Consider the following 22,789-nt stretch of genomic DNA (forward strand, 5'->3'; position numbering starts at 1 on the left):
TTCCCCCCGGCGACCTGTGTTCACTGGCGGACGCCCACCACGGACGAACGGGAGGCACCATGGCCGGAGAGCGAGCCGCGAGGTGATCGCGGTGGTCGGGCACACCGACCTGACCCCCGAGACGCTGACCCTGGTCGAGGCGGAACTGCACACCCGCCTGGTACGCCAGGCGGACGGCGCGAAGGGCGTCGTGCGCGTCGGGGCGGGCCTGCCGCTGGCGTTCGGCCGCGCGGCTCGGGAGGCGGGCCGGCCCCTGGTGGTGGTGCTCCCGGCGCAGGGCTCGGTACCGGCGGTGCTGCCGCACCGCGACCGCCGCGCGGCGGGCGAACTGCTGCGGCTGGCCGCGCAGACGCGGCTCGTGCCGTACGACCCGGAGGGCCGCGACGCGTGCGTCGGCGCCGACGAGCGCATGATCACCACGAGCCGCCTGCTCCTGGCGGTCTGGGACGGCTCCCCCACGGACGCCCGCGACGCGACGGCCCACCTGGTCGCCTTCGCCCGGGCCCGGAACGTCCCGGTGGAGATCGTCTGGCCCCCGGGCGCCACCCGCCGCCCGGCCACCCCTCCCGGCCGCTGATCCGCCCCGTACGTCACTCCTCCGGGTCCGGCCCGGCGCGCACGCCGTTTCTTCGGTCGTGCCTGGCCGGGCCCGTACGTCGCTCCCCTCCGGGCCCGGTCCGGCCCGAACCGGGCGGCCCGGCCCGTCGTCCGCCCCGGCTCAGCCCAGGATGCCGCGGTCGTACGCGACCGCCACCGCGGCCGCGCGGTCCTTCACGCCGAGCTTGCCGTACAGGTGGGTCAGATGGGTCTTCACCGTCGCCTCGCTGATGAAGAGTTCGCGGGCGATCTCGCGGTTGGACGTGCCCTTGGCGACCAGCCCGAGGACCTCGCGCTCACGGGCCGACAGCGCCTCGCCCGCGGGCACGGCGGGCCTCCGGACGGCGGAGACCAGGCGGGAGGCGACGGCGGGCGACAGGACGGTGCGTCCCTCGGCAGCCGCCCGGACCGCCGCGAACAGGTCCTCGCGGGGCGCGTCCTTGAGCAGGTAGCCGGTGGCGCCCGCCTCGATCGCGGGGATCGTGTCGGAGTCCGTGTCGTACGTGGTGAGGACGAGGACCTTGGAACGGGCGCCGAGCCGGGTGAGTTCGGCGATGGCCTCCACCCCGCTGCCGGCCGGCATGCGCAGGTCCATGAGGACGACGTCCGGGTCGAGGCGCAGGGCGAGTTCGACGCCCTCGATCCCGCCCGCCGCCTCGCCGAGGACGTCGAAACCGGGGTCGGAGGCGAACATGCCGCGCAGACCGTCCCGTACGACGGGGTGGTCGTCGACGATCAGCAGGGTGATGACGCGGTCAGTCATGGCGCACCAACGGTACGCGGGCGCCGATCGCGGTGCCGTGGCCGGGTTCCGACTCGACGGTGACGGTGCCCGCGATGCGTTCGGCGCGGGCGCGCATGCCGTCGAGGCCGAAGCCGCCGGCGCCGGTGCGCGGCGGCACGGCGAGGGGGTCGAAGCCGCGCCCGTCGTCCCGTACGTCCAGGGTGACCTCGTCGCCCATGTAGGAGAGGGTGACGCCGGCGCGGGTGGCGCCGGCGTGCCGGTGCGCGTTGGCGAGGGCCTCCTGGGCGATCCGCAGGAGGGTCGCGGCGACCTCGTCGTGCAGCGGCTCCTCGGTGCCGGTGACCGTGAACCGGGCGTCCACGCCGGTGCGTTCGGCCCACTCGGCGACGGTCTTCTTCAGCGCCTCGGGAAGCGCGTCGTGCTCCAGGGCGGACGGGGAGAGGTTCTGCACGGAGCGCCGGGCCTCGCCCAAGGACCGGCGGGCGAGCGCCTGGGCGCGGTCCAGGTGCTCGCGGGCCAGGTCCGGGTCGGCGGTGGTGGCGACCGCCTGGAGCTGGGCGATGACGCCGGTCAGACCCTGGGCGATCGTGTCGTGGATCTCGGCGGCGAGACGGCGGCGCTCGTCGGCGACCCCCGCCTCCCGTGCCTGGACGACGAGTTGGGCGTGAAGGGCGGCGTTCTCGGCGAGGGCTTCCTCCAGGGCGGTGATGGTCCCGGCCCGCTCGGCGGCCTTCTCCGCCTCCTTGGTCTCCAGGTGGTCCATGACCATGGTGAGGACCGCGTTGAGCGCGAACAGCACGCCGAAGGCGGCCCAGTTCATCGGGGAGGCGGGCGGGAGGCCGCCGGACTGGGAGCCCGCCATCGTGACGGCGGTGACGACCAGCCCGGCCCGGGCGGCACGCGTCGGCAGCAGGCGCCTGGCCTCGAAGTAGCCGAGACAGGCGTAGATCGCGAAGAAGGGGTTGAGCCAGGTGAGGGCGAAGGCGAGGACGGTACGCAGGGTGAAGTAGACGCGCCCCGCGACGCTCCCCCCGGACGGCACCGGCACGGCGGGCCCCGCGCCGACGCCGCTCTCCGCCGTCCGCCCCTCCGGCTTGCGGCCTTCCGGCTTCCCCTTCTCCTGCTTCTCCGGCGTCCCGCCGTCCGGCCGGGGCGCGGCCCGGCTCCACCACACCTGGAGGACCAGCGACGCGAGGAGCAGGGCCGCCGCGACGCGCACTTCACGCGGGGTCATCAGCAGGTCGGCGGTGGCGGCGGAGATGAGCGTGGCGAGCCCGAGCAGCAGGTACGGGCCGTACCGGAAGAACTGCGCCCACCGCTCCTCGAGCGTCGTCGTCATGCGTGTCCTACTCCCACCTGAACCAGCGTTGGGCCGCGACCGTCAGCAGCACCGCCCACAGGGCCATGATCGCCAAGAGCGTCCCGTCGGGCCAGCCCCCCGCGGCGGCCTGGTCGAGGGCCCGTGCGGCGGCGCCCAGAGGCGTGAGGAGCACGATGCGCTGGAGGGCGTCCGGCATGGCCGCGACCGGCAGCCAGACCCCCGAGGTGAACATCGCGGGGAAGAACACCGCCGACCCCACCGCCTGGGTGATCTTGGTGGTGCGGCTGACGGCGGAGACGGTGCCGCCGAGCGCCAGGGCGGCCGACGCGGCGAGTACGAAGGCCACGAGGTACCCGGGCACGTGACCGGGCAGGGCCACGCCGAAGACGATCCGGCCCACGGCGAGGGCGAGCAGCGCGGAGACCGCGACGGCGGCGCCGTGCAGCGCGATCTGCGCGCCGACGAGGGCGACGGGCCGCACGGGCGTGGTCGACATGCGGCGCAGGATGCCGCGCTCGCGGTAACCGGTGAGGACGGGCGGCATGGACTGGATGCCGGCCGTGATCAGGGCGAGCAGGAGGGCGATGGGGACGTACAGGTCCACGACGCGCAGGCCGCCCAGATCGGGCGACGGTTCCCGGAACGAGGGGATCGCGCCCAGGACGCACAGCAGGGCCGTGGGGAAGACGAGGATCCAGAAGAGGGCGGCGGGCTCCCGCAGGAAGAGGCGCGCCTCGGCCTTGAGGACGGCGGTGGCGCCGCCTCTGGCGGTGACGGGGCGGGCGGCGGGGCGGGGGCGGGTGGTGGTGGTCATGCGTCCTGTCCCGTCAGGTCGAGGTAGGCGTCGTCGAGGGTCGCTTCGGTGACGCGGAGTTGGTGGGCGGTGACGCCCCGACCGGCGAGCAGCGACAGTACGGCGCCCGCGGTCTCGTCGGTGCCGCGGACGAGGATCCGGCCGTCCCGCTCCGTCACGGACGCGACGGACGGCAGGGCCGCCAGGTCCCGGGTGTCCAGCGGGGCGGAGGGCCGGAAGGAGACCTCCGTACCGCCCGTGCCGCGCCCGATGAGCCCGGCCGGGGTGTCCAGCGCGGTGATCCGGCCCTTGTCGATCAGGGCGATCCGGTCGCACAGGCGCTGGGCCTCCTCCATGAAGTGCGTGACCAGCAGCACGGTGACCCCGCTGTCGCGCACGTCCTCGACGAGTCGCCAGGTGTCGCGGCGGGCGCGCGGGTCGAGCCCGGTGGTCAGCTCGTCGAGGACGACGATCCGGGGGTTGCCGACCAGGGCGAGCGCGATGAACAGGCGCTGCTTCTGGCCGCCGGACAACCGCGCGAACCGCGTGCCGAGCTTGTCGGCGAGCCCGAGGCGCTCGGCGAGGGCACGCCAGTCGGCGGGGTCCGGGTAGCAGGCGGCGTACAGTTCGAGCGCCTCCCGGACAGTGATCTTCGGTTGGAGTTCGCTCTCCTGCAACTGCGCGCCGAGGATCTGGGTGACGGGGCCGCGGTCGGCGGCGGGGTCGTACCCGGCGACGCGCACGGTGCCGGCGTCGGGCCGCCGCAGCCCCTCCACGCACTCGACGGTGGTGGTCTTGCCGGCGCCGTTGGGGCCGAGGATCCCGAAGACCTCGCCCTCCTCGACGGCGAAGGACACCCCGTCGACGACCGCCCTGCCCCCGTAGACCTTCCGGAGGCCGCTGACTTCGATGATTGCCATGTCCATGAGCCTGCCGGGGCGGGGCGGGCCCGGACATCGGCCATCGCGCTCGACCCGCCATCAACCGATCGGTCGATGTCCGGGTACGACCTTCCCGGCGCGCCCCGTCACGCGGTGGTGTCGGGGCGGGCGGTGTGGGCAGGGTGACCGGGGGTGCGGCGGGCTTCCTTCATCTCCGCCTCGTACAGGTGGGCGCGGCCCTCGGCCAGCTCGTCCACCGCGGCGCGTTCGAGGTCCTTGAACGGCTGGTAGTACGTGTCGTCATAGGCCTCGACGATCTGGAAGGTCCAGTGGCCGGGGATGACGTTGCGGCCCAGGATCTCCTTGCGCACCTTCTCGGCCCACTCCGGGTGGCCGGCCTCGCGCAGCAGTGCCACGGCCCGGTCCAGCTCCAGGTCCGCCGTGCCGGTCAGCTGGTGGAAGCCGTAGAGGTGCCCCCGTGCCCGTTCCGTCGTCTCCAGTGCTTTCGACAGCGCCCCCAGCGCCTCCACCAGTGTGTCGCTGACACCTTCGGGGCGCTGGTGGGCCCGGTCGGGGCCGTCGTGGTGCGTGTTCATGTTCCTGCCGTCCAGCCGGTGGGGGAGGACGGGCGGGTGCCCGCCCCGTGGGGCCGCGGCGGGCACCCGCCGCGGCCCACTCCTGAGCGTGCCCCGCCCCCGTACGGGAACACGCACCGGACCGCCGTGGGACGGGCGGCCGGGCCGGACCGTTGTGGGGCGGGTGGCTGGGCCGGACCGGTGTGGGGTGGTCGGCCGGACCGGATCACCGGGGGACGGAAGACCAGCCGGATCACCATGGGACGGGCGACCAGGCCGGATCGCCAGGGGAAGGGCGGCCGGCCGGACGACCGGGGGCGGGTGACCAGGCCGAGGACGGCGGCGGGGGAGGTGCGGCCCGCGCCCCACGTGGTACCCGCGTGGTACCCGCGTGGGGACCGGCACCGGGCTTCCGCACGCCGTACGAGGGGCGACAGATGCAGACCTTCCTCCCCTACCCCGACTTCCGGGCCTCCGCGCTGGCCCTGGACCGCCGCCGGCTCGGCAAGCAACGGGTGGAGGCGCTGCAGGTCCTGCGGGGCCTCACGGTGCCCGGTTACGGGTGGCGCCGGCACCCGGCGGTGCGGATGTGGGCCGGGTACGAGGAGGCGCTGGTCCGGTACGGCCTGGAGGTGTGCGGGGTGTGGCGCGGCCTGGGCCACCAGGACGGCTGCGCGGCCTCGCTCGTCTCCGGTTTCGCCGCGCTCCACCCCCACGCGCCGGTACGCGACCAGGCGGCCCTGGCCGCCGCGGGGGAGCTGCCGCCCTGGCTCGGCGACGACACCTTCCACCGCAGCCACCGGTCGGCCCTCGTCCGCAAGGAACCGGCCGCCTACGGCCACCTCTTTCCCGGCGTGCCCGACGACCTGCCGTACGTCTGGCCGGCGTCGGACCGTCCGAGCGTCCCGCTCCCCGACCGACCGCCGCCCCGCTGACCCCGCGCACCCCACCGGACCACCGGACCACCGAGCCATCGGGTCACCAGGCATCGGGCCGCCGGACCACCAGGCCACCAGACCACCGGGTCCCGGCCGGCCCGTGGACGACCGCACCGGCCCCCGCGGCCCCCGCGGCGCCGAGGCCCGGGACGCGCACCCGCGAGGGGTCACCCCGCTCTCCAACGTGGTTCGCCCAAGGCCGTTCCGACCCGCGGCAGAGGGGACGGCCGGACGGACGGCGAGCGGGGCCGGAGGGACGGCGGACGGGGCCTGACAGCCGGCACACACGCCCTCACCTGCGCGTCTTCACCCGTGCGCCTTCCGGAGCCGTACGCGCTCGGGCCGACCCGCCCGCGCCCGCGGGATCAGCTCGAACCGGTACGGGAGCCGCCGGACGCCTCGCTCGCGGCGCGGCGGTACTCGGCGTTGATGCGCTGGGCTTCCTCGAGTTGGTCCTCGAGGATGACGATGCGGCAGGCAGCCTCGATCGGGGTTCCCCGGTCCACGAGCTCGCGGGCGCGGGCGGCGATCCGCAACTGGTAGCGGGAGTACCGGCGGTGTCCGCCCTCCGAGCGCAGCGGAGTGATCAGACGGGCCTCGCCGATGGCTCGGAGGAAACCGGGGGTGGTGCCGAGCATCTCGGCGGCCCGGCCCATGGTGTACGCGGGGTAGTCGTCGTCCAGACGATCGCTGAGCGGAGTGTCTGCTGCCATGTCACCTCGTTGTGCAACGCGTCGAGGGGCCCTGGTGCCGTACGGCACCAGGGCCCCGAAGGAAATTCAACACCATCTGTCGGCCCTCTTGCTGTGCCGACCTTCTGTTTCCGCTACCCGTCCCGACGAGGGGAGGGGTGCGGGGATCGCGGCTGCGTGACCGGGGACCACCATCCAATCCAGGGGTCTTGCGGTACCCGGGCCGAGGGCTCCTCGGGCCGGGCGATCCTGATGGCGTCTGCTCCTCCGTCCTTCCTCTGAACCAACCACTGGGTGAATGCGTACTGCGGTACCACTACCCGCCAGTTCGTCTCTGCCGGGTCTCTCTCGACTCTGTCAACGAGAAAAAGCCTAACCGTGCAAGGAGCCAATGTCTACTCTGGCGAGAGTAGATTTTGATGCGCAGGGATCTCAGGCTTCCTGCGGTTCACGCTGACGAACGAGATCCCACGGCAGTCCTGGGAAGCCCGGGGCCGGGAGCGGAAACGGATCGCGGCCGGTGCGCGCACGTCACCGGGCCGTTGCTCCGGAAGGTCGTACAGCAGGCCGGAGGAGCCTTGCGGGGTCGACCAACGGATGACCGGGCCGGACGAAGCCGGAGGCCCCGATTCCCCATGGGCCGGGGCCTCCGACCGCCCGGACGAGCAGGCGGAGGGAGAGCGATGCCGAAAGCCGTGTCCCCGCGTCTGTCAACGGGTGGCGGCCACGAGCAGGGCCATCAGCGCCACCATCGCCGCGACGCCGCCCATCGCGGTCTGGACCGGCGCCGTCAGCGCGGGCCGCGAGAGCACCAGCAGACCGAGCGCCAAGGCCAGGAGCAGCGTCAGGAGGATGACCACTACGAGGAGCACGAGCATGATCAGGGACATCGAGAAACATCCTTTTGAGTAGGCGAGTGACTCGCACGTACGAAGCGGAGCGCATGAGCTCCACCCCTTCCGTGGGCTGCGGAGGTCCCCGGCAGCACGGTGAGGATGAGTGATGTGCGGGTTAGCGCCGCAACCCCTGTCTGAGCTGCGTCTTCGCTCTTCACGCGTACTGATCCGCAGGGTCGTACACCCTCGGGCGGTCAGGTGCGCGACACCCGGTCGGTGTCCTTCGACCCCCGGATGCGGGGTGCCTGTGCGCTGACCGGCCATGCTCCAGCCGTTGTTGGTAACAGGCCGACGCGACCGGACTTGCCTGGCAGGAGGGCCGCTCTGCGCGCGTCGGGGTCGTCCCGGACATGACCGTCGGCAAGAGCCCGGGGAGGTCCTGGACGCGGTCCCAACACCCGTTCCGAGGCCTACTGAGGTGGAAATGGCCGGACAACGTCGAAGGGCCCCACCGCGAACGGTGGGGCCCTTCGACATCGTGCCCGGTGAGGCACTGGCGGAGGATACGAGATTCGAACTCGTGAGGGGTTGCCCCCAACACGCTTTCCAAGCGTGCGCCCTAGGCCTCTAGGCGAATCCTCCGCCGGAAACATTACATGACGTTGAGCCGTGCTCGCGAACTCGTTCCCCGGGCGAAGGATCGGGTACGCTGGGCGCAGCCCCTCACGTGGCGCTATCTGACTGAACTCCCCCAGGGCCGGAAGGCAGCAAGGGTAGGTCGGCTCTGGCGGGTGCGTGGGGGGCGCTTGCGTTGGTGGGGATCTTGGGGCGGGCCGTTTGTCGGTGGGGCCCGATATCGTCGTAAGCGTGTCGTCCCTCGCGCTGTACCGCCGCTATCGACCCGAGTCCTTCGCCGAGGTCATCGGGCAGGAGCATGTCACCGACCCGCTGCAGCAGGCGCTGCGGAACAACCGGGTCAATCACGCGTACCTCTTCAGCGGGCCGCGCGGCTGCGGCAAGACGACCAGCGCCCGCATCCTCGCGCGGTGCCTGAACTGCGAGGAGGGGCCCACGCCGACCCCGTGCGGCGCGTGCCAGTCGTGCCGGGACCTCGCGCGCAACGGGCCGGGCTCCATCGACGTGATCGAGATCGACGCCGCGTCGCACGGCGGTGTGGACGACGCCCGCGACCTGCGCGAGAAGGCGTTCTTCGGGCCCGCCTCCAGCCGGTACAAGATCTACATCATCGACGAGGCGCACATGGTCACCCCGGCGGGCTTCAACGCCCTGCTGAAGGTGGTCGAGGAGCCGCCCGAGCACCTCAAGTTCATCTTCGCGACGACCGAGCCCGAGAAGGTCATCGGGACCATCCGGTCGCGGACCCACCACTACCCGTTCCGGCTCGTGCCGCCCGGGACGCTGCGGGACTACCTCGCCGAGGTGTGCGGGCGGGAGGGGATCCCCGTCGAGGACGGCGTGCTGCCGCTCGTCGTGCGGGCCGGCGCCGGGTCCGTGCGCGACTCGATGTCCGTCATGGACCAGCTCCTCGCCGGCGCCGGCGAGGAGGGCGTGACGTACGCCATGGCCACGTCCCTCCTCGGGTACACCGACGGGTCGCTGCTCGACGCGGTCGTCGAGGCGTTCGCGACCGGTGACGGCGCGGCCGCGTTCGAGGTGGTCGACCGGGTCGTCGAGGGCGGCAACGACCCCCGCCGGTTCGTCGCCGACCTGCTGGAGCGGCTGCGTGACCTCGTGATCCTCGCGGCCGTGCCCGACGCCGCCGACAAGGGGCTCGTCGACGGGCCCGCCGACGTCGTCGAGCGCATGCAGGCCCAGGCGTCCACGTTCGGCGCCGCCGAGCTCAGCCGCGCCGCCGACATCGTCAACACCGGGCTGACCGAGATGCGCGGCGCCACCTCGCCCCGCCTCCAGCTGGAGCTGATCTGCGCGCGCGTGCTGCTGCCCGCCGCGTTCGACGACGAGCGGTCGGTGCAGGCCCGCCTGGAGCGCCTGGAGCGCGGCGCGCGCTTCCAGCCCGCCGGGCCCGGACCCGCCGTGGGGTACGTGCCGGGGCCCGGCGCCCACGCGCCCGACGCCGTCGCGGCGCCGGGTGCCGCGTACGCGGGCGCGCCGGACGGCGGCGGGGCCGCCGCCGCGCGTGCCGCCGTGCGGGGCGGCGACCCGCAGGCGGGGGGCGGAGCGGGTGCTCCGGCCGCGCCGCCGCCCGCTCCCGCGCAGCCCGTGGCCCCCGCCGCGTCGGCTCCGGTGACCCCGACGGCTCCGACGACCCCGGTGACCGCGACGGCTCCGGCGGCTCCTGTGGGGCCGCCCGCCGTGCCCCCGACCGCCGCGCCCGCGTCCCGCGCCCCCGGTGCCTGGCCCACCGCCGCCGCACCCGGTGCCGGTGGCGGCGGTGGCGCGCGGCAGCCCGGCGCCTGGCCCTCCGCCGCCGCGCCCGGCCAGGGCCGCCCCGCCGCGCCCGCCCAGCCGCCGCAGCCCCAGGCACCCGCCCCCGCCGCGCCCCCGGCCGCCCCCACCCCCGCCGCCGGCGTCTCCGCCGACATGGCGCAGGGCGCCGCCCAGGCGCGCGCCATGTGGCCCGGCGTCCTGGAGGCCGTCAAGAACAGGCGCCGCTTCACGTGGATCCTGCTCAGCCAGAACGCCCAGGTCGCCGGGTTCGACGGCACCACCCTCCAGCTCGGCTTCCTCAACGCCGGCGCCCGCGACAACTTCGCGAGCAGCGGCAGCGAGGAGGTCCTGAGACAGGCCCTCGCCGAGCAGTTCCACGTCGACTGGAAGATCGAGGCGATCGTCGACCCGTCCGGCGGCGCCGGGCAGGCCCCCTCCCACCAAGGAGGACACGGCCGCCCCGCCGGCATGCCCGCGCCCGGCCCGCAGCCCCCCCAGGCCCCGCCCCGCCCCGCGCAGCAGCCCCCGGCCGCCCCCGCACCGCACCGGCCGCCGCAGGGCGGACCCGGCGCCGGACCGGCCGGCCACGAGGCCCGGCGCCCCACCACGCCCCCGCCGGTCGCGCCCGAGGACGACGTACCGGAGGAGGACGACCCGGACCTCGTCGACTCCGCGCTCTCCGGCCACGACCTGATCGTCCGCGAGCTCGGCGCGACCGTGGTGGAGGAATACACGAACGAGTAGGGGCCGTCCACTCGGCGGCCCGCACAAAGACCAGGTCGCTCGCCGGGCTACCCTGACTGGCGTGAAGGTCCTCGTCATCGGCGGCGGCGCCCGCGAACACGCCCTGTGCCGCTCCCTCTCCCTCGATCCCGACGTCACCGCTCTGCACTGCGCGCCCGGCAACGCCGGAATCGCGGAGGTCGCCGAGCTCCACCAGGTCGACGCCCTCGACGGCGCGGCCGTGGCCCGCCTCGCCGGTGACCTGGAAGCCGACCTGGTCGTCATCGGCCCGGAGGCGCCGCTCGTCGCCGGCGTCGCCGACGCCGTGCGCGCGGCCGGCATCCCCTGCTTCGGCCCCTCCAAGGAGGCGGCGCAACTGGAGGGCTCGAAGGCGTTCGCCAAGGACGTGATGGCGTCCGCGGGCGTGCCCACGGCCCGCAGCTACGTGTGCGCCACGCCAGCCGAGATCGACGAGGCGCTCGACGCGTTCGGCCCCCCGTACGTCGTCAAGGACGACGGCCTCGCCGCAGGCAAGGGCGTCGTCGTCACCGGCGACCTGGAGCAGGCCCGCGCCCACGCCCTGTCCTGCGAGCGCGTGGTCATCGAGGAGTACCTCGACGGCCCCGAGGTCTCCCTCTTCGCGATCACCGACGGCACGACCGTCCTCCCCCTCACCCCGGCCCAGGACTTCAAGCGCGCCCTCGACGGCGACGAAGGCCCCAACACGGGCGGCATGGGTGCCTACTCGCCGCTGCCGTGGGCCGACCCGAAGCTCGTCGACGAGGTCATGACGACGGTCCTCCAGCCGACCGTCGACGAACTGCGCCGCCGGGGCACGCCGTTCTCCGGACTGCTGTACGCGGGCCTCGCGATCACGTCGCGCGGAGTGCGGGTCATCGAGTTCAACGCCCGCTTCGGCGACCCCGAGACGCAGGTCGTCCTCGCCCGGCTGCGTACCCCGCTCGCCGGTGTCCTGCTGCACGCGGCGAACGGCACGCTCGACACCGAGCCGCCGCTGACCTGGCGCGACGAGGCCGCCGTCACCGTGGTCGTCGCCGCGCACAACTACCCCGGCACGCCCCGCACCGGCGACCCGATCACCGGCCTGGACGAGGTGGCGGAGCTGGACGCCCCGCACGCGTACGTCCTGCACGCCGGTACGAAGCAGGACGGCGACGCGGTCGTGAGCGCCGGCGGGCGGGTCCTGTCGGTCACCGCGACCGGCGAGGACCTGGCGCAGGCGCGGGAGCGGGCGTACGCGGCGGTCGGGCGCATCCGGCTGGACGGCTCCCAGCACCGTACGGACATCGCGCGCGCGGCAGCGGAACAGCAGTAGGCGGGGGCGGGCCCGGGGCGGACGTTCCGGGCCCTCCGTACACCCGCGAGCGCCCCGAACGGCCCCAGTCCTGCCCAAGCCATTCCATCGAGTGACGGCTCACTCATCTGAATGACGCCTGCCGACACCCCAACTAGGGTGCCGCGCAGGCGTTCCGGCACTTGGCCCACCGGCATTGCGATGTCAGTGGCGAGTGTCACAGTGGGGGAGTGAGCAAAACCGTCGCAGGGGTGGAGGGGGTGACGTACGGCCGTGTTCGGACCCGGATCCGACGGTGGCGGCCGGAGCGCGATGCGCGCCCCGGGCGCCTTGGGTGAGGAGCGGGGCGCGCGGACCGCGCGCGCCCGGGCCCTGGCCGTGCTGCGCGTGCGCGGCAGGGCCCTCGCCGTCGCGCTCCTGCCGGCGGCGGTGGCCGTCGTCCTGCTGGCCGGCGGGGCGACGGAGCGGTGGGAGGGCCCCGGCTGGGACGCCGCCCGGTGGGCGGTGTCCGTCGCCGCGGTGGCCGTGCTGCTGGGCGCGGCGGGCATCGGCGCGGTGATCGCGCGGGCCCGGCCGGCGCTCACGCCGACGGTGGAGATCGCGGAGGCGTCCGCGCCCGACCTGTACCGGATGGTGCGGGACCTGGCGGCGCGGCTGGCGGTTCCGGCGCCGTCCGCGGTGGCGCTCACACCGGACTGCGACAGCTGGCTGGAGGACCGTACGCACCCGGCGCACCGCATCTCCGGCGGCGGGGCGCACGAGGCGCCGGGCACCGCTCCGGTGCTGGTCATAGGGTCGCCGTTCCTGTGGTGGATGCGGGTCGGCGAACTCCGGGCGGTGCTGGCGCCGGTCGTGGCCGGCACGGGGCCGTCCGCCGACCCCGACATAGCCGCCGCGCGGCGGTTCGTACGGGGGCTGGACGCGGCGGTGGCGCTGCCCGGCCGGCCGGACCTCGGGGTGGTACGGCGCCTGGGCGCGCGCGTCGCGGGCGCGGTGGCCCGGCGGATGCTGCGGGCCGTGCGGGAGCACGCCGCCGAGATGGAGCGGGGCGTCGCGGTCGCCGCGTCGGAGCGGGCCCAGGCCGTGGACTACGGGCTGCGGATCGTCGCCCAGGAGCAGGTCGGCCTCGCGTACGCGGGGTGGGACCGGCTGCTGACCCGGGTGGCGCTGCCCGCGTGGCGCATGGGGCGGTGGCCGTCCCGGCTGGACGCGGGCGTCGTCTCGGCGCTCACGGAGCTGTCCCGGCGCGACCGGCTCGCCGAGGGGTTCACGTCGCGGCTCGGCGAGCGGCCGGCGTGCGACCTGCTGGAGGAGCCGGGACTCGTCGACGAGGCCACGTCCCTGCTGGCCGCGCGCCTCTTCCACGGCGGGCCCGCCGAGCCGGGGCCGGACTGGGCGCCGGTGGACTGGCAGCACTACCCGGAGGAGGTCGTCGACCGGAAGTGGCGCACCGAGGCCGCGCGCCTCCACCGCGTCCTGGACCGCCTGGGCGCCCGCGCCACCCCGGAGGGACCGACGCTCACCCGGGTCCTGGACCACTTCTCGACGGCCGAGGACGGGGAGGCGCTGGCGGCGGCGCTGAGCGCGGAGCTCTGCCGCGAGGAGCGGTCACCCCGCGGGGACGGAACGGCGGAGGGGCATCCGGCCACCGCGCCGCCCTCCGTACGGGAGCCGGCCGCCGCACACGGACCCGCCGCCGTGCACGGGTCGGCCGCCGCGTACGGGCCGGCCGGGGACACCGCCCCGGTCACGGTCGACGGCCGCGCGGACGCCACCGGCCGGAGCGCGGACGGCACCGCCCCGGCCCCCGGCGGGGGCACCGTCACGCCCACCGGGCCCGCCCCCTTCGTCCGGGGGGCCGACGAGTTGCCCCTGCTGCCGCTCCAGCCGCCGCGCAGCGGCCGGGAGCTGCTGGCGGACCACGTGCTGGCCATGGTGTGCTGCTCCGCCGTCGACACGGCCGGCGCGGCGCCCGGGCTCGATTGGCTGGACGGCCCCGTGCTGCTCGTCGGTGACGGCGGCGGAAGGCGGCGGGCCGAGGTGGCCCCCGGTGTGCTCGCCCTGATCGAGGACGCCGACCCCGAGCCGCTGCGCACCTGGCTCGCCTCCGTCGGCGCCCGCCCCGAGAAGCCCGTGCGCCTCGTCTGACGACCCGCGGCGCCCCCGCACCTGCTCGTCCCCCGTGACCTTCCGTGTCCCTGTGACCTTCCGTGATCTTCCGTGACGCTGCGCCCGCCCGTACCTCCGAGTCTGCTTGCGCTTTCTTGTACTTCGGCGCTTTGCGCCCCGCGCCCGTGACTTCCCGCGCCCCGCGCCCGCCCGCGTCCCCGTACTTGCCCGTGCCGCCCGGGGCTTCCCGCTCCCCGTGCTCGCTCGTGCCGCCCACGACTTCCCGTCCTTGTGCCCGCTCGTGCCGCCCGTGATTTTCCGCCCCCGTGTCCCGCCCGCGCCCGCTCGTGCCGCCCACGGCGTCCCGCTCCCCGCGCCCGCCCGCGCCCGTGGCTTCCCGCTCCCCGTGACCCGCCTCCGCCCCGCGTCCGCCCACGGCTTCCCGCCCCCCGTGCTCGCTCGTGCCACCCACGGCTTCCCGCCCCCGTGTCCCGCCCGCGCCCGCTCGTGCCACCCGTGGCTTCCCGCCCCCGTGGCCCGCCTCCGCCTGGCTTCCCACCCTCCGTGACCCGCCCTGCTCCGCCTCACCACGCCTCTGGCCCCCGCGCTCCCGCACCCCTGCCTACGCCTCTTCACCTCCGACGCGCCTCCCTCGCGCCCGTCCGCGACCTTCCGCGCCCCGCTGCGCCCTCGCGACCCTTTCCGCGCCCCCGCAGCCCACACCGTTTCCGGCCACGCCCCGCGCGTGGTTTCCCGCCTCATTCCCGTGGAATGGGCGTGTACCACCCCTTCCGTTCACGTCAATTCGCGACGACGGGTGACGGAGTGGGTGCGTAATGTGATGTGCTGGGGACCGGCGATGAACGTGTCGGGACACCGGGGGAGCCGAGGGAGGGGCGCAGCATGGGGGCGGAGCAGGTACGGCGGTGGGAGTCGGGGGCCCTGGCCCATGCCGCGGACGACCCGTTCGGCCTGGGCCCCTTGCCCTGGTTGCGCGGTGCCGAGCGGTACGTGGGCGAGGACGGCCGGTTCACGCCCTGGTACGCCGAGCCCCACCGGCACCGCCCCGGAGCGGGCCACGGACCGGACAACGGCCTGGGCCACGGACCGGATGGCACCCGGGGCGGCACCAAGGACGGCACCAAGGACGGTGGCCGGAGCGAGGGCAGGGGCGGCGGCCGGAGCGGTGGCCCCCGCGCCGCCGACGACGTCCACCTCCAGATCAAGGGCTTCGCCTCGACCGGCGTCGTCGCCCCCGGCGAGGCGATCGATTTCCACATCACCGTGAACCCGCCGCAGCAGTTCTCGGTCGACATCTATCGCATCGGCCACTACGGCGGGGACGGCGCCACCAAGATCATCACCAGTCCGCGCCTCTCCGGCATCGTCCAGCCGCCCCCGCTCACCGCAGACCGCACGGTCTCCTGCCACCACTGGTGGCTCTCCTGGCGGCTTCAGGTCCCGTCGTACTGGTCGACCGGCGCGTACGTCGCCGTCCTCACGACCGTCGACGGCTACCGCTCCCACATCCCCTTCACCGTCCGCGACGGCCACCCCGCCGACCTGCTGCTCGTCCTGCCCGACATGACCTGGCAGGCGTACAACCTGTACCCGGAGGACGGCCGCACGGGCGCGAGCCTGTACCACGCGTGGGACGAGGACGGCCGCCTCCTGGGCGAGTCGCACGCCGCGGTCACGATCTCCTTCGACCGCCCGTACGCCGGCCAGGGCCTGCCCCTGCACATCGGCCACGCGTACGACGTCATCCGCTGGGCCGAGCGCTACGGCTACGACCTCGCCTACGCGAACGCCACCGACCTCCACTCCGGCCGCGTCGACCCCACCCGCTACCGGGGCCTGATCTTCCCCGGCCACGACGAGTACTGGTCCGCGCCGCTGCGCCGCGCCGTCGAGGAGGCCCGCGACAGCGGCACGTCCCTGGTCTTCCTCTCCGCCAACACCCTGTACTGGCAGGTCGAGCTGGCCCCGTCCCCCTCGGGCGTGCCCGACCGCCTCCTGACCTGCCGGAAGCGCCGGGGCCCCGGCCGACCGGCGCTGTGGCGGGAGGCGGGCCGGCCGGAGCAGCAACTGCTCGGCATCCAGTACGCGGGCCGCGTCCCGGAGCCGTCCCCCCTCGTCGTGCGGAACGCCGGGCACTGGTTCTGGGAGGCGACGGGCGCCGGCGAGGGCGACGGGCTGCCGGGGCTCGTCGCGGGCGAGGCCGACCGGTACTTCCCGCGCACGGCGCTGCCCGCGCACCAGCGCCGCATCCTCCTCGCGCACTCCCCCTACCGGGACGCGGACGGGGCCGTACGCCACCAGGAGACGTCGCTGTACCGGTCCCCGTCCGGGGCGCTGGTCTTCGCGTCCGGCACGTTCGGCTGGTCCCCGGCTCTGGACCGGCCGGGTCATGTCGACCCCCGCGTCCAGCGCGCCACGGCGAACCTGCTGGACCGCATCTGCAAACACGACTAGAACCTTCCTGCACCCCTGGCCACGGCCCGCCTCCCCACGTGCGGGAGAATCGGAGTCGATGGGACAGATCCACGGGGAGGAACCGTGTCCGGATTCGTAGAAAAGCCCGAGCCCCTTCAGGTGCCGGGCCTGGTGCATCTGCACACCGGGAAGGTGCGCGAGCTGTACCAGAACGAGGCGGGCGACCTCGTGATGGTCGCCAGCGACCGCATGTCCGCGTACGACTGGGTGCTGCCCACGGAGATCCCGGACAAGGGGCGGGTCCTCACCCAGCTCTCCCTGTGGTGGTTCGACCAGCTCGCCGACCTGATCCCCAACCACGTGATCTCGACCGAGGTGCCCGAGGGCGCCCCCGACGACTGGGCGGGCCGCACGCTGGTCTGCAAGCGGCTGCGGATGATCCCGGTCGAGTGCGTGGCCCGCGGCTACCTCACCGGCTCGGGACTGGTCGAGTACGACGAGAACCGCACGGTCTGCGGCCTCGCCCTCCCCGAGGGCCTCGCCGACGGCTCGGAACTTCCCGCTCCGATCTTCACACCCGCGACGAAGGCCGAGGTCGGCGAGCACGACGAGAACGTCTCGTACGAGGAGGTCGCCCGCCAGGTCGGCGCGGAGACCGCCGCGCAGCTGCGCCAGTCGACGCTCGCCGTGTACAGCCGCGCGCGGGACGTGGCGCGGGACCGGGGGATCATCCTGGCGGACACGAAGCTCGAGTTCGGTTACGACGAGAAGGGCGGGCTGTTCCTCGCGGACGAGGCGCTGACCCCGGACTCGTCGCGGTTCTGGCCGGCCGCCGAGTGGCAGCCGGGACGCGCGCAGCCGTCGTACGACAAGCAGTACGTGCGGGACTGGCTGACGTCCCCGGAGTCCGGTTGGGACCGGCACGGCGAGCAGCCGCCCCCGCCGCTGCCGCAGGAGGTCGTCGACGCCACGCGCGCGAAGTACGTCGAGGCGTACGAGCTGCTGACGGGCACGGCCTGGTCGTAGGGACCGGTCCGGCAGGCCGGTGGGCCCGCCCCGGGTGCGCGACGCGACGCGTGCCCGGGGCGGCCCCGCGGTGACCGGCCCTTGCCCCGGCCCCGCTTCGGGAACGCCGAAGGCCCCGGTCTGATGACCGGGGCCTTCGCTCACGAGCGGACGACGAGATTCGAACTCGCGACCCTCACCTTGGCAAGGTGATGCTCTACCAACTGAGCCACGTCCGCCTGCGCCGTAGCGCGAGACCTACTATACCCAACCTCGCTCGCGCGCGAGACGCACCGCGGTGTGCCGGTTCTCGGCGCCGAGCTTCGAGACGGCGGACGAGAGGTAGTTGCGGACCGTTCCGGGAGAGAGGGACGCGCGCCGGGCGATCTCCGCCACGGGGGCGCCGTCGGCGGCCAGTTCCAGCACCTCGGCCTCGCGGGCGGTCAGCGGCGAGTCGCCCGCGGAGATGGCGTCGGCCGCCAACTCGGGGTCCACGTAGCGGCTTCCGGCGTGGACGGCGCGGATGATCTCGGCGAGCCGCTGGGCGCTGACGGTCTTCGGCACGAAGCCGCGCACCCCGGCGGCGAGGGCCCGCTTGAGGTGCCCGGGGCGACCGTGACCGGTCACGATCATGGTGTGGCAGCCGGGGAGTTCGGCCCGGAGGGCTGTGGCGACCCTCACACCGTCGGCACCCGGCATCTGGAGGTCGAGCACGGCCACGTCGGGGCGGTGCGCGCGGGCCATGGCGATCGCCTCGGGGCCGGACGCGGCCTCGGCGACGACCTCCAGGTCGTCCTCCAGCCCGAGGAGCGCGGCGAGCGCGCCCCGGATGAGGTGCTCGTCGTCGGCGAGCAGGACGCGTACGGTCACGACAGCCCCCTCCCGGCCGGTTCGCCCACGGCGGGGCGGCGGTCCTCGCCCCCGAGGGGCACGCGCGCGGTCACCCGGAACCGCCCGCCGCCGTCCACGGGCCCGGCCTCCAGCACCCCGCCCAGCACCACGAGCCGCTCCCGGAGCCCGGCCAGCCCGGACCCGGCCGTCCCCGCGCCGCCCAGCGCTCCCGCACCGCCGGCCGCCCTTCCGCCGCCCGGCGCGCCCGGCCCGGACCCGGCGGCCCCTGTACCGCTCGACGCACCCGTGCCGCCCGGCGCACCCGTGCCGCCCGGCGCCGCCCCCGCGCCACCGTCGTGCGGGGCGCCGTACGCGCCGTCGTTCTCGATGACCAGCACCGCCTGTCCCCCGTCCGCCGGTGCCGAGACCGCCACCCGGCAGTGGCGGGCGTCGCTGTGGCGCAGGACGTTCGTCGTGGCCTCGCGGACGACCCAGGCCAGGGCCGACTGCGCCGCGGCGGACAGGTCCGTGTCCGTGTCGCGGACGTCGATGCGGCAGCGTATGCCCGCCGCGGCCAGGACGCCGCGCGCGCCCTCCAGTTCGGTGTGCAGGTCGGCCTCGCGGTAGCCGCGCACCACGTCCCGCACCTCCCGCTGGGACTCGCGGGCGATCCGCTGGACCTCCGCCATCTCGTCGACGGCCCGGTCGGCCGACCCGCGCCGGGCCAGTTGCACGGCGAGCTCGCTCTTGAGGGCGATGACCGACAGGTTCCGCCCCATCACGTCGTGGAGGTCCCGGGCGAACCGCAGCCGCTCCTCGGCGACGGCCAGCCGCGCCTGGAGCCGGTGGGCGGCGTCCAGCTCCCACACGGCCCGCAGCAGCCACCCGGAGAAACCGCTGGTGAAGGCGAAGACGAGGATGCCGAACGCCGCCGAGAACGCGTACGCGACCGTGTCGGTGAGCGGCAGGCCCATGACCGTCGCGATCACCGGGAGCCCCGTCACCGCGACCGCCGTCAGCCCCAGCACGTGCCGCACCCGCGTCGTGCACAGGGCGAGGGCCCCGACGCCCCAGCTGGCCAGCCCGGCCGCCACGTACATCGACATCTGGAGGTCCAGGTCCGGCAGCGCCCGCCGCAGCGCCAGCACGGTGACGCAACCGCCCGCGGTGTGCACGGCGACGGCGGCGGCGAGCCGGTTCGGGCGCCCGCGCCGGCCCAGCTGCCAGCTGAGCGCCCGCGCCGCCAGCACGGCGACGAGCACGGTGTGGAGGAGCACCAGGAGGAACAGCCACCCGCCGACCGGCCCCACGTCCCCGGTCGCGGCCAGCGCGGGCAACCCGCCGATGAGGACGGCCACGCAGGCGAGCCCGTGGTACGTCCACCGCGTGTAGAGCTCGACCTTCTCCGCGTTGCTCCTGCGGGTCCACCAGCCGGTCAGTCCGGTCATGCGCCCCGTGCCCTCCTCCCCGTCAGTGGCGCGGCTCCCACCGGAACCGCCGCCGCACAGCAAACACCGCCACCGCGGCCCAGGCCAGCGTGGTCACCGCGGCCCGTACGAGCTCCCCGGCGTCGGCCCCGCCGAGCCACCCGGCCCGTACGAGCGTCACGACCCCGGTCACCGGCAGCAGCGCGCACACCGCCTCGACGCGCTCCGGGAACGCCTCCAGCGGGACGAACAGCCCGGAGCCGAGCGCCGACACGAGGAACAGCGGCATGGTCGTCAGCTGCGCGCTCTCCACGGTCCTGGTCAGCGCGGCCGTGAACGCGGCGAGCGCGCCGAGCAGCGCGATGCCGGCGAGCACGCCCGCGACGAGCAGCTCGGGCCGCTGTGGCGCCCGTACGCCGAGGAACGCCACCGCGGCCACCACCATGATCACGCACTGGGCGAGGGTGAGCGCCACCGAGGGCAGCGCCGTCCCGGCGAGGATCTCCGCGTCGGACGCCTCCCCGGTGCGCAGCCGCTTCAGCACCAGCTCCTCGCGGCGGGCGACGTAGGCGGGGACGAGGTTCATGTAGACGACGATGACGAGGACCATGCCGAGGCCGCCGGTCATGACCGCCTCGACCAGGGTCAGCCCGGTCCCCTCCAGGCCGACCTCGTCGAGGCCGGCGCGGATGGAGCCGATCATCAGCAGCGGCATGAGGAGGGTGACGAAGAGGGCGGTCCGGTTCCGGACGAGGAGGACCAGTTCGGCGCGGGCGAGCGCGCCGAGCCGCCCGGCCGCCGTGGTGCCGGGGCCGGTACCGCGGTCGTGGTCGGGGCCGGTACCGCGGTCATGGTCGAGGGCGTGGCCAGGACCGGAGTCGGGCCGGTGCGGGGTGGTCGCGGACGCCATGTCACACCCCCGCCGGCTCGGTGGCGGCACCGGAGCGGGCGATCTCCAGGAACGCCTCCTCCAGGGACGCGGACCGCGCGTCGAGCGCTTCGAGCCGTACGCCCCGCTCGTCCGCCCACCGGAGCAGCTCGGTCAGCGCGGACTGGAGGTCGTGCGTGCGGATCTCGACGCGCCGCCCCTCGTACCGCGCGGCGCGCAGGGAGAGCGGCAGCCGCGCGGCGGACACCCCGGCGGGCAGCTCGAAGCGGACGCGGGCGGGCCGGGATGCGGTGACCTCGGCGGGGGTGCCGGAGGCGACGATCCGCCCGCCGTGCATGATCGCCAGCCGGTCGGCGAGGGCTTCGGCCTCCTCCAGGTAGTGCGTGGTGAGCAGCACGGTGGTGCCGGTGTCGCGGAGGTCCCGGACGAGGTTCCACGTGTCGCGGCGGCCCTCGGCGTCGAGTCCGGTGGTCGGCTCGTCGAGGAACAGCACCTCGGGCCGCCCGAGCAGGGCGAGCGCCAGGTCGAGGCGCCGCCGTTCGCCGCCGGACAGCTGCTTGACGCGGACGCGCGCGCGGGCGGCGAGGCCGACCATGTCGAGGGCCTCCCCGGTGGGGCGGGCGCCGCTGGTGCAGCCGGCCCACATGCGGACGGTCTCGGCGACGGTCAGGTCGGAGGGGAAGCCGCCTTCCTGGAGCATCACGCCGATGCGCGGCCGGACGGCGGCGCGTTCCCGGTACGGGTCGTGGCCGAGGACGCGGACGCGGCCCCCGCTCGCGGGGGCGAGCCCTTCGAGGAGCTCGACGGTGGAGGTCTTGCCGGCGCCGTTGGTGCCGAGGAGGGCGAAGACCTCGCCGTACGGGACGGCGAAGGTGACGCCGCTCACGGCCTCGAAGCCCCCGGTGTACCGGCGCCGCAGGTCCGTGGTCTCGATCGCGTGGCCGTGCGCGGGGCGCGCGCGGTCCGTGTGGTGGTCGTCGCTGGTCATGGCTCCAGCGTCGGGGCGGGGCGGGCCGCCCGGCAGTACGCGCTGTCAGCGGCCGGCGATGACAAATGTCATGAGGGGGCGGCGTGCCCGGAGGACACACGACAGGGCGAACGCCGAAGGCCCCGGTCTGATGACCGGGGCCTTCGCTCACGAGCGGACGACGAGATTCGAACTCGCGACCCTCACCTTGGCAAGGTGATGCTCTACCAACTGAGCCACGTCCGCATTGCTCCCGACCGGCTTTCACCGGGCGGTGCGAACACCACTGTACCTGATCCATCGGAGTGGTCGGTACGTGATGTGGAGCGGGTGACAGGAATTGCACACTGCGCCTTCCCCCTGGAAGGGGGATGTTCTGCTACTGAACTACACCCGCACGCTCCGTGAGGCGCTCGGCTTTCCGGCCTCGCCCCTCGGCGTGCTCCAGACTCTAGCCGATCAAGGGGGGTGCCGCGCAACTCGGTGTCCCGGGGCGCGGTGCCGCGCCGGCCCGGCACCCCGCCGGCCCGGCGGCGCGGCCCGCGGCGGCACCCGCCCCGGGACGCGGACCCCGCCCCGGGCGGTGCGGGGTCAGTTGGCCTCGTGGAAGGCTTCGTAGATCCGCTTCGGGATGCGGCCGCGCGCGGGCACCTCCATCCGGTTGGACTGCGCCCAGGCCCGTACGGCCGCCGGGTCGGGGTCGACGGCGGTGTGCCGGAACGCCTTGCGGGGCTTCTCCGTGCCGGACTTCTTTCGGCCGGCCTCCATGTACGGGGCGAGAGCCTTGCGCAGTTTCTCTGCATTGGTTTCGCTGAGGTCGATCTCGTACCACTTACCGTCGAGGCCGAACCTGACCGTTTCCGCCGCTTCTCCGCCCTCGATGTCGTCGGTGAGCGTGACTACTACGCGCTGCGCCACGGATATCGGTCCTTTCCCGTGGTAAGCCGCCGTTCAGGGTGTGTTCTGTCACACGCGTGACGTGCGGCGATACCGGATTCTCATGGGTGTATTCCTTTGTACAGCCCGGAGTGCCGCACTGGGAAGACCCGGCAATTGCGCCCGCGTGTCCGTACGCTATCGCCGTACCGAGATTCTTTTCCGGGATTTTTCCGAGTGCTTCTCGACGCCGGGCCTCCGAGGTGCTCCGGTGTGCTTCCCCTCCCCCCCTTCCGGGGCCTTCGGGCGCCTTCCGGGCCGCCCCTTCGCCTCTCCGGCCCATGATCACTTCATGCGTTTGTGGGATCCTCCGGAAATCTACTCGCGTAGAATTTGTAGGCAGGTACGCTGAGGGAACCGCCCA

Annotated in this window: 19 protein-coding genes, 4 tRNA genes and 1 other RNA gene; 8 read left to right on the forward strand and 16 right to left on the reverse strand. The window is 74.5% G+C overall.

Going from position 1 to position 22,789, the window contains the following annotated elements; translation table 11 throughout:
• Nucleotides 1-82: 82 nt before the first annotated feature.
• Nucleotides 83-577 (forward strand): hypothetical protein, encoded by a 495-nt coding sequence (locus AC07D6_RS16215; protein ID WP_315879342.1) that lies wholly within the window; start codon nt 83-85, stop codon nt 575-577.
• Between the two features lie 141 nt (nt 578-718).
• Here the strand turns inward: AC07D6_RS16215 and AC07D6_RS16220 are convergent, their stop codons facing one another.
• The 5 genes from AC07D6_RS16220 to AC07D6_RS16240 form a co-directional block, all read right to left on the reverse strand.
• On the reverse strand, nt 719-1,360 hold the full coding sequence (locus AC07D6_RS16220; RefSeq protein ID WP_479044884.1) for a response regulator: 642 nt from the start codon (nt 1,358-1,360) through the stop codon (nt 719-721).
• Nucleotides 1,353-2,681 carry a sensor histidine kinase gene (locus tag AC07D6_RS16225; RefSeq protein WP_479044886.1) on the reverse strand — a complete coding sequence of 443 codons (1,329 nt, stop codon included), beginning with the start codon at nt 2,679-2,681 and terminating at the stop codon, nt 1,353-1,355. The genes AC07D6_RS16220 and AC07D6_RS16225 overlap by 8 nt, the downstream gene beginning before the upstream one ends.
• A gap of 7 nt (nt 2,682-2,688) precedes the next feature.
• Nucleotides 2,689-3,477, reverse strand: a complete 789-nt coding sequence (locus tag AC07D6_RS16230; protein WP_315879345.1) for an ABC transporter permease — start codon at nt 3,475-3,477, stop codon at nt 2,689-2,691.
• Nucleotides 3,474-4,376 carry an ABC transporter ATP-binding protein gene (locus AC07D6_RS16235; protein ID WP_479044890.1) on the reverse strand — a complete coding sequence of 301 codons (903 nt, stop codon included), beginning with the start codon at nt 4,374-4,376 and terminating at the stop codon, nt 3,474-3,476. The genes AC07D6_RS16230 and AC07D6_RS16235 overlap by 4 nt, the downstream gene beginning before the upstream one ends.
• A 107-nt stretch (nt 4,377-4,483) precedes the next feature.
• On the reverse strand, nt 4,484-4,933 hold the full coding sequence (locus tag AC07D6_RS16240; protein WP_315879347.1) for a hypothetical protein: 450 nt from the start codon (nt 4,931-4,933) through the stop codon (nt 4,484-4,486).
• Between the two features lie 416 nt (nt 4,934-5,349).
• Between AC07D6_RS16240 and AC07D6_RS16245 the strand changes: the two genes are divergently transcribed.
• The gene (locus AC07D6_RS16245) at nt 5,350-5,847 is read left to right on the forward strand and encodes an MSMEG_6728 family protein (RefSeq protein ID WP_479044892.1); all 498 of its coding nucleotides are present in this window, start codon (nt 5,350-5,352) and stop codon (nt 5,845-5,847) included.
• Between the two features lie 368 nt (nt 5,848-6,215).
• On the opposite strand, the gene AC07D6_RS16250 is transcribed toward AC07D6_RS16245, so the two are convergent.
• The 3 genes from AC07D6_RS16250 to AC07D6_RS16260 all read right to left on the reverse strand — a co-directional run bounded on the left by AC07D6_RS16250 (nt 6,216) and on the right by AC07D6_RS16260 (nt 8,020).
• Entirely contained in the window at nt 6,216-6,563 is a 348-nt protein-coding gene (locus AC07D6_RS16250) for a MerR family transcriptional regulator (protein ID WP_479044894.1), read from the reverse strand.
• 689 nt (nt 6,564-7,252) lie between these two features.
• Nucleotides 7,253-7,432 carry a hypothetical protein gene (locus AC07D6_RS16255; protein ID WP_315879350.1) on the reverse strand — a complete coding sequence of 60 codons (180 nt, stop codon included), beginning with the start codon at nt 7,430-7,432 and terminating at the stop codon, nt 7,253-7,255.
• A 500-nt stretch (nt 7,433-7,932) separates the two neighbouring features.
• Nucleotides 7,933-8,020, reverse strand: a tRNA-Ser gene (locus AC07D6_RS16260).
• Nucleotides 8,021-8,092: 72 nt separating this feature from the next.
• On the opposite strand from AC07D6_RS16260, the gene ffs reads away from it, so the two are divergent.
• From ffs to AC07D6_RS16290, 6 genes are all read left to right on the forward strand, one after another.
• Nucleotides 8,093-8,191: signal recognition particle sRNA small type (ffs, locus tag AC07D6_RS16265), an RNA gene on the forward strand.
• A 54-nt stretch (nt 8,192-8,245) separates the two neighbouring features.
• On the forward strand, nt 8,246-10,531 hold the full coding sequence (locus AC07D6_RS16270) for a DNA polymerase III subunit gamma and tau (protein WP_479044897.1): 2,286 nt from the start codon (nt 8,246-8,248) through the stop codon (nt 10,529-10,531).
• A gap of 61 nt (nt 10,532-10,592) precedes the next feature.
• On the forward strand, nt 10,593-11,846 hold the full coding sequence (purD, locus tag AC07D6_RS16275) for a phosphoribosylamine--glycine ligase (RefSeq protein WP_315879352.1): 1,254 nt from the start codon (nt 10,593-10,595) through the stop codon (nt 11,844-11,846).
• A 291-nt stretch (nt 11,847-12,137) separates the two neighbouring features.
• Nucleotides 12,138-13,973 (forward strand): M48 family metalloprotease, encoded by a 1,836-nt coding sequence (locus AC07D6_RS16280; RefSeq protein ID WP_479044975.1) that lies wholly within the window; start codon nt 12,138-12,140, stop codon nt 13,971-13,973.
• Nucleotides 13,974-14,837: 864 nt separating this feature from the next.
• Nucleotides 14,838-16,409, forward strand: coding sequence for a N,N-dimethylformamidase beta subunit family domain-containing protein (locus AC07D6_RS16285; RefSeq protein WP_479044900.1), 1,572 nt, complete (start codon nt 14,838-14,840; stop codon nt 16,407-16,409).
• A gap of 84 nt (nt 16,410-16,493) precedes the next feature.
• Nucleotides 16,494-17,396: a phosphoribosylaminoimidazolesuccinocarboxamide synthase gene (locus AC07D6_RS16290; RefSeq protein ID WP_315879354.1), complete on the forward strand. Its 903-nt coding sequence runs from the start codon at nt 16,494-16,496 to the stop codon at nt 17,394-17,396.
• A 145-nt stretch (nt 17,397-17,541) separates the two neighbouring features.
• Here the strand turns inward: AC07D6_RS16290 and AC07D6_RS16295 are convergent.
• The 8 genes from AC07D6_RS16295 to AC07D6_RS16330 all read right to left on the reverse strand — a co-directional run bounded on the left by AC07D6_RS16295 (nt 17,542) and on the right by AC07D6_RS16330 (nt 22,407).
• Nucleotides 17,542-17,614, reverse strand: a tRNA-Gly gene (locus AC07D6_RS16295).
• 22 nt (nt 17,615-17,636) lie between these two features.
• Nucleotides 17,637-18,245: a response regulator gene (locus tag AC07D6_RS16300; protein ID WP_315879355.1), complete on the reverse strand. Its 609-nt coding sequence runs from the start codon at nt 18,243-18,245 to the stop codon at nt 17,637-17,639.
• On the reverse strand, nt 18,242-19,654 hold the full coding sequence (locus AC07D6_RS16305) for a sensor histidine kinase (protein WP_479044903.1): 1,413 nt from the start codon (nt 19,652-19,654) through the stop codon (nt 18,242-18,244). The genes AC07D6_RS16300 and AC07D6_RS16305 overlap by 4 nt, the downstream gene beginning before the upstream one ends.
• A 22-nt stretch (nt 19,655-19,676) precedes the next feature.
• A complete protein-coding gene (locus tag AC07D6_RS16310) occupies nt 19,677-20,543 on the reverse strand; it encodes an ABC transporter permease (RefSeq protein WP_479044905.1) in 867 nt (288 codons plus the stop codon).
• A gap of 1 nt (nt 20,544) precedes the next feature.
• Complete coding sequence (locus AC07D6_RS16315; RefSeq protein ID WP_479044907.1) at nt 20,545-21,510, reverse strand: ABC transporter ATP-binding protein; 966 nt, start codon at nt 21,508-21,510, stop codon at nt 20,545-20,547.
• Nucleotides 21,511-21,662: 152 nt separating this feature from the next.
• Nucleotides 21,663-21,735 (reverse strand) — tRNA-Gly (locus AC07D6_RS16320).
• 76 nt (nt 21,736-21,811) lie between these two features.
• Nucleotides 21,812-21,886, reverse strand: a tRNA-Gly gene (locus AC07D6_RS16325).
• 194 nt (nt 21,887-22,080) lie between these two features.
• The gene (locus AC07D6_RS16330) at nt 22,081-22,407 is read right to left on the reverse strand and encodes a histone-like nucleoid-structuring protein Lsr2 (RefSeq protein WP_315879359.1); all 327 of its coding nucleotides are present in this window, start codon (nt 22,405-22,407) and stop codon (nt 22,081-22,083) included.
• Nucleotides 22,408-22,789: the final 382 nt, after the last annotated feature.

The sequence above is a fragment of the Streptomyces sp. NPDC045287 genome, assembly GCF_056432325.1.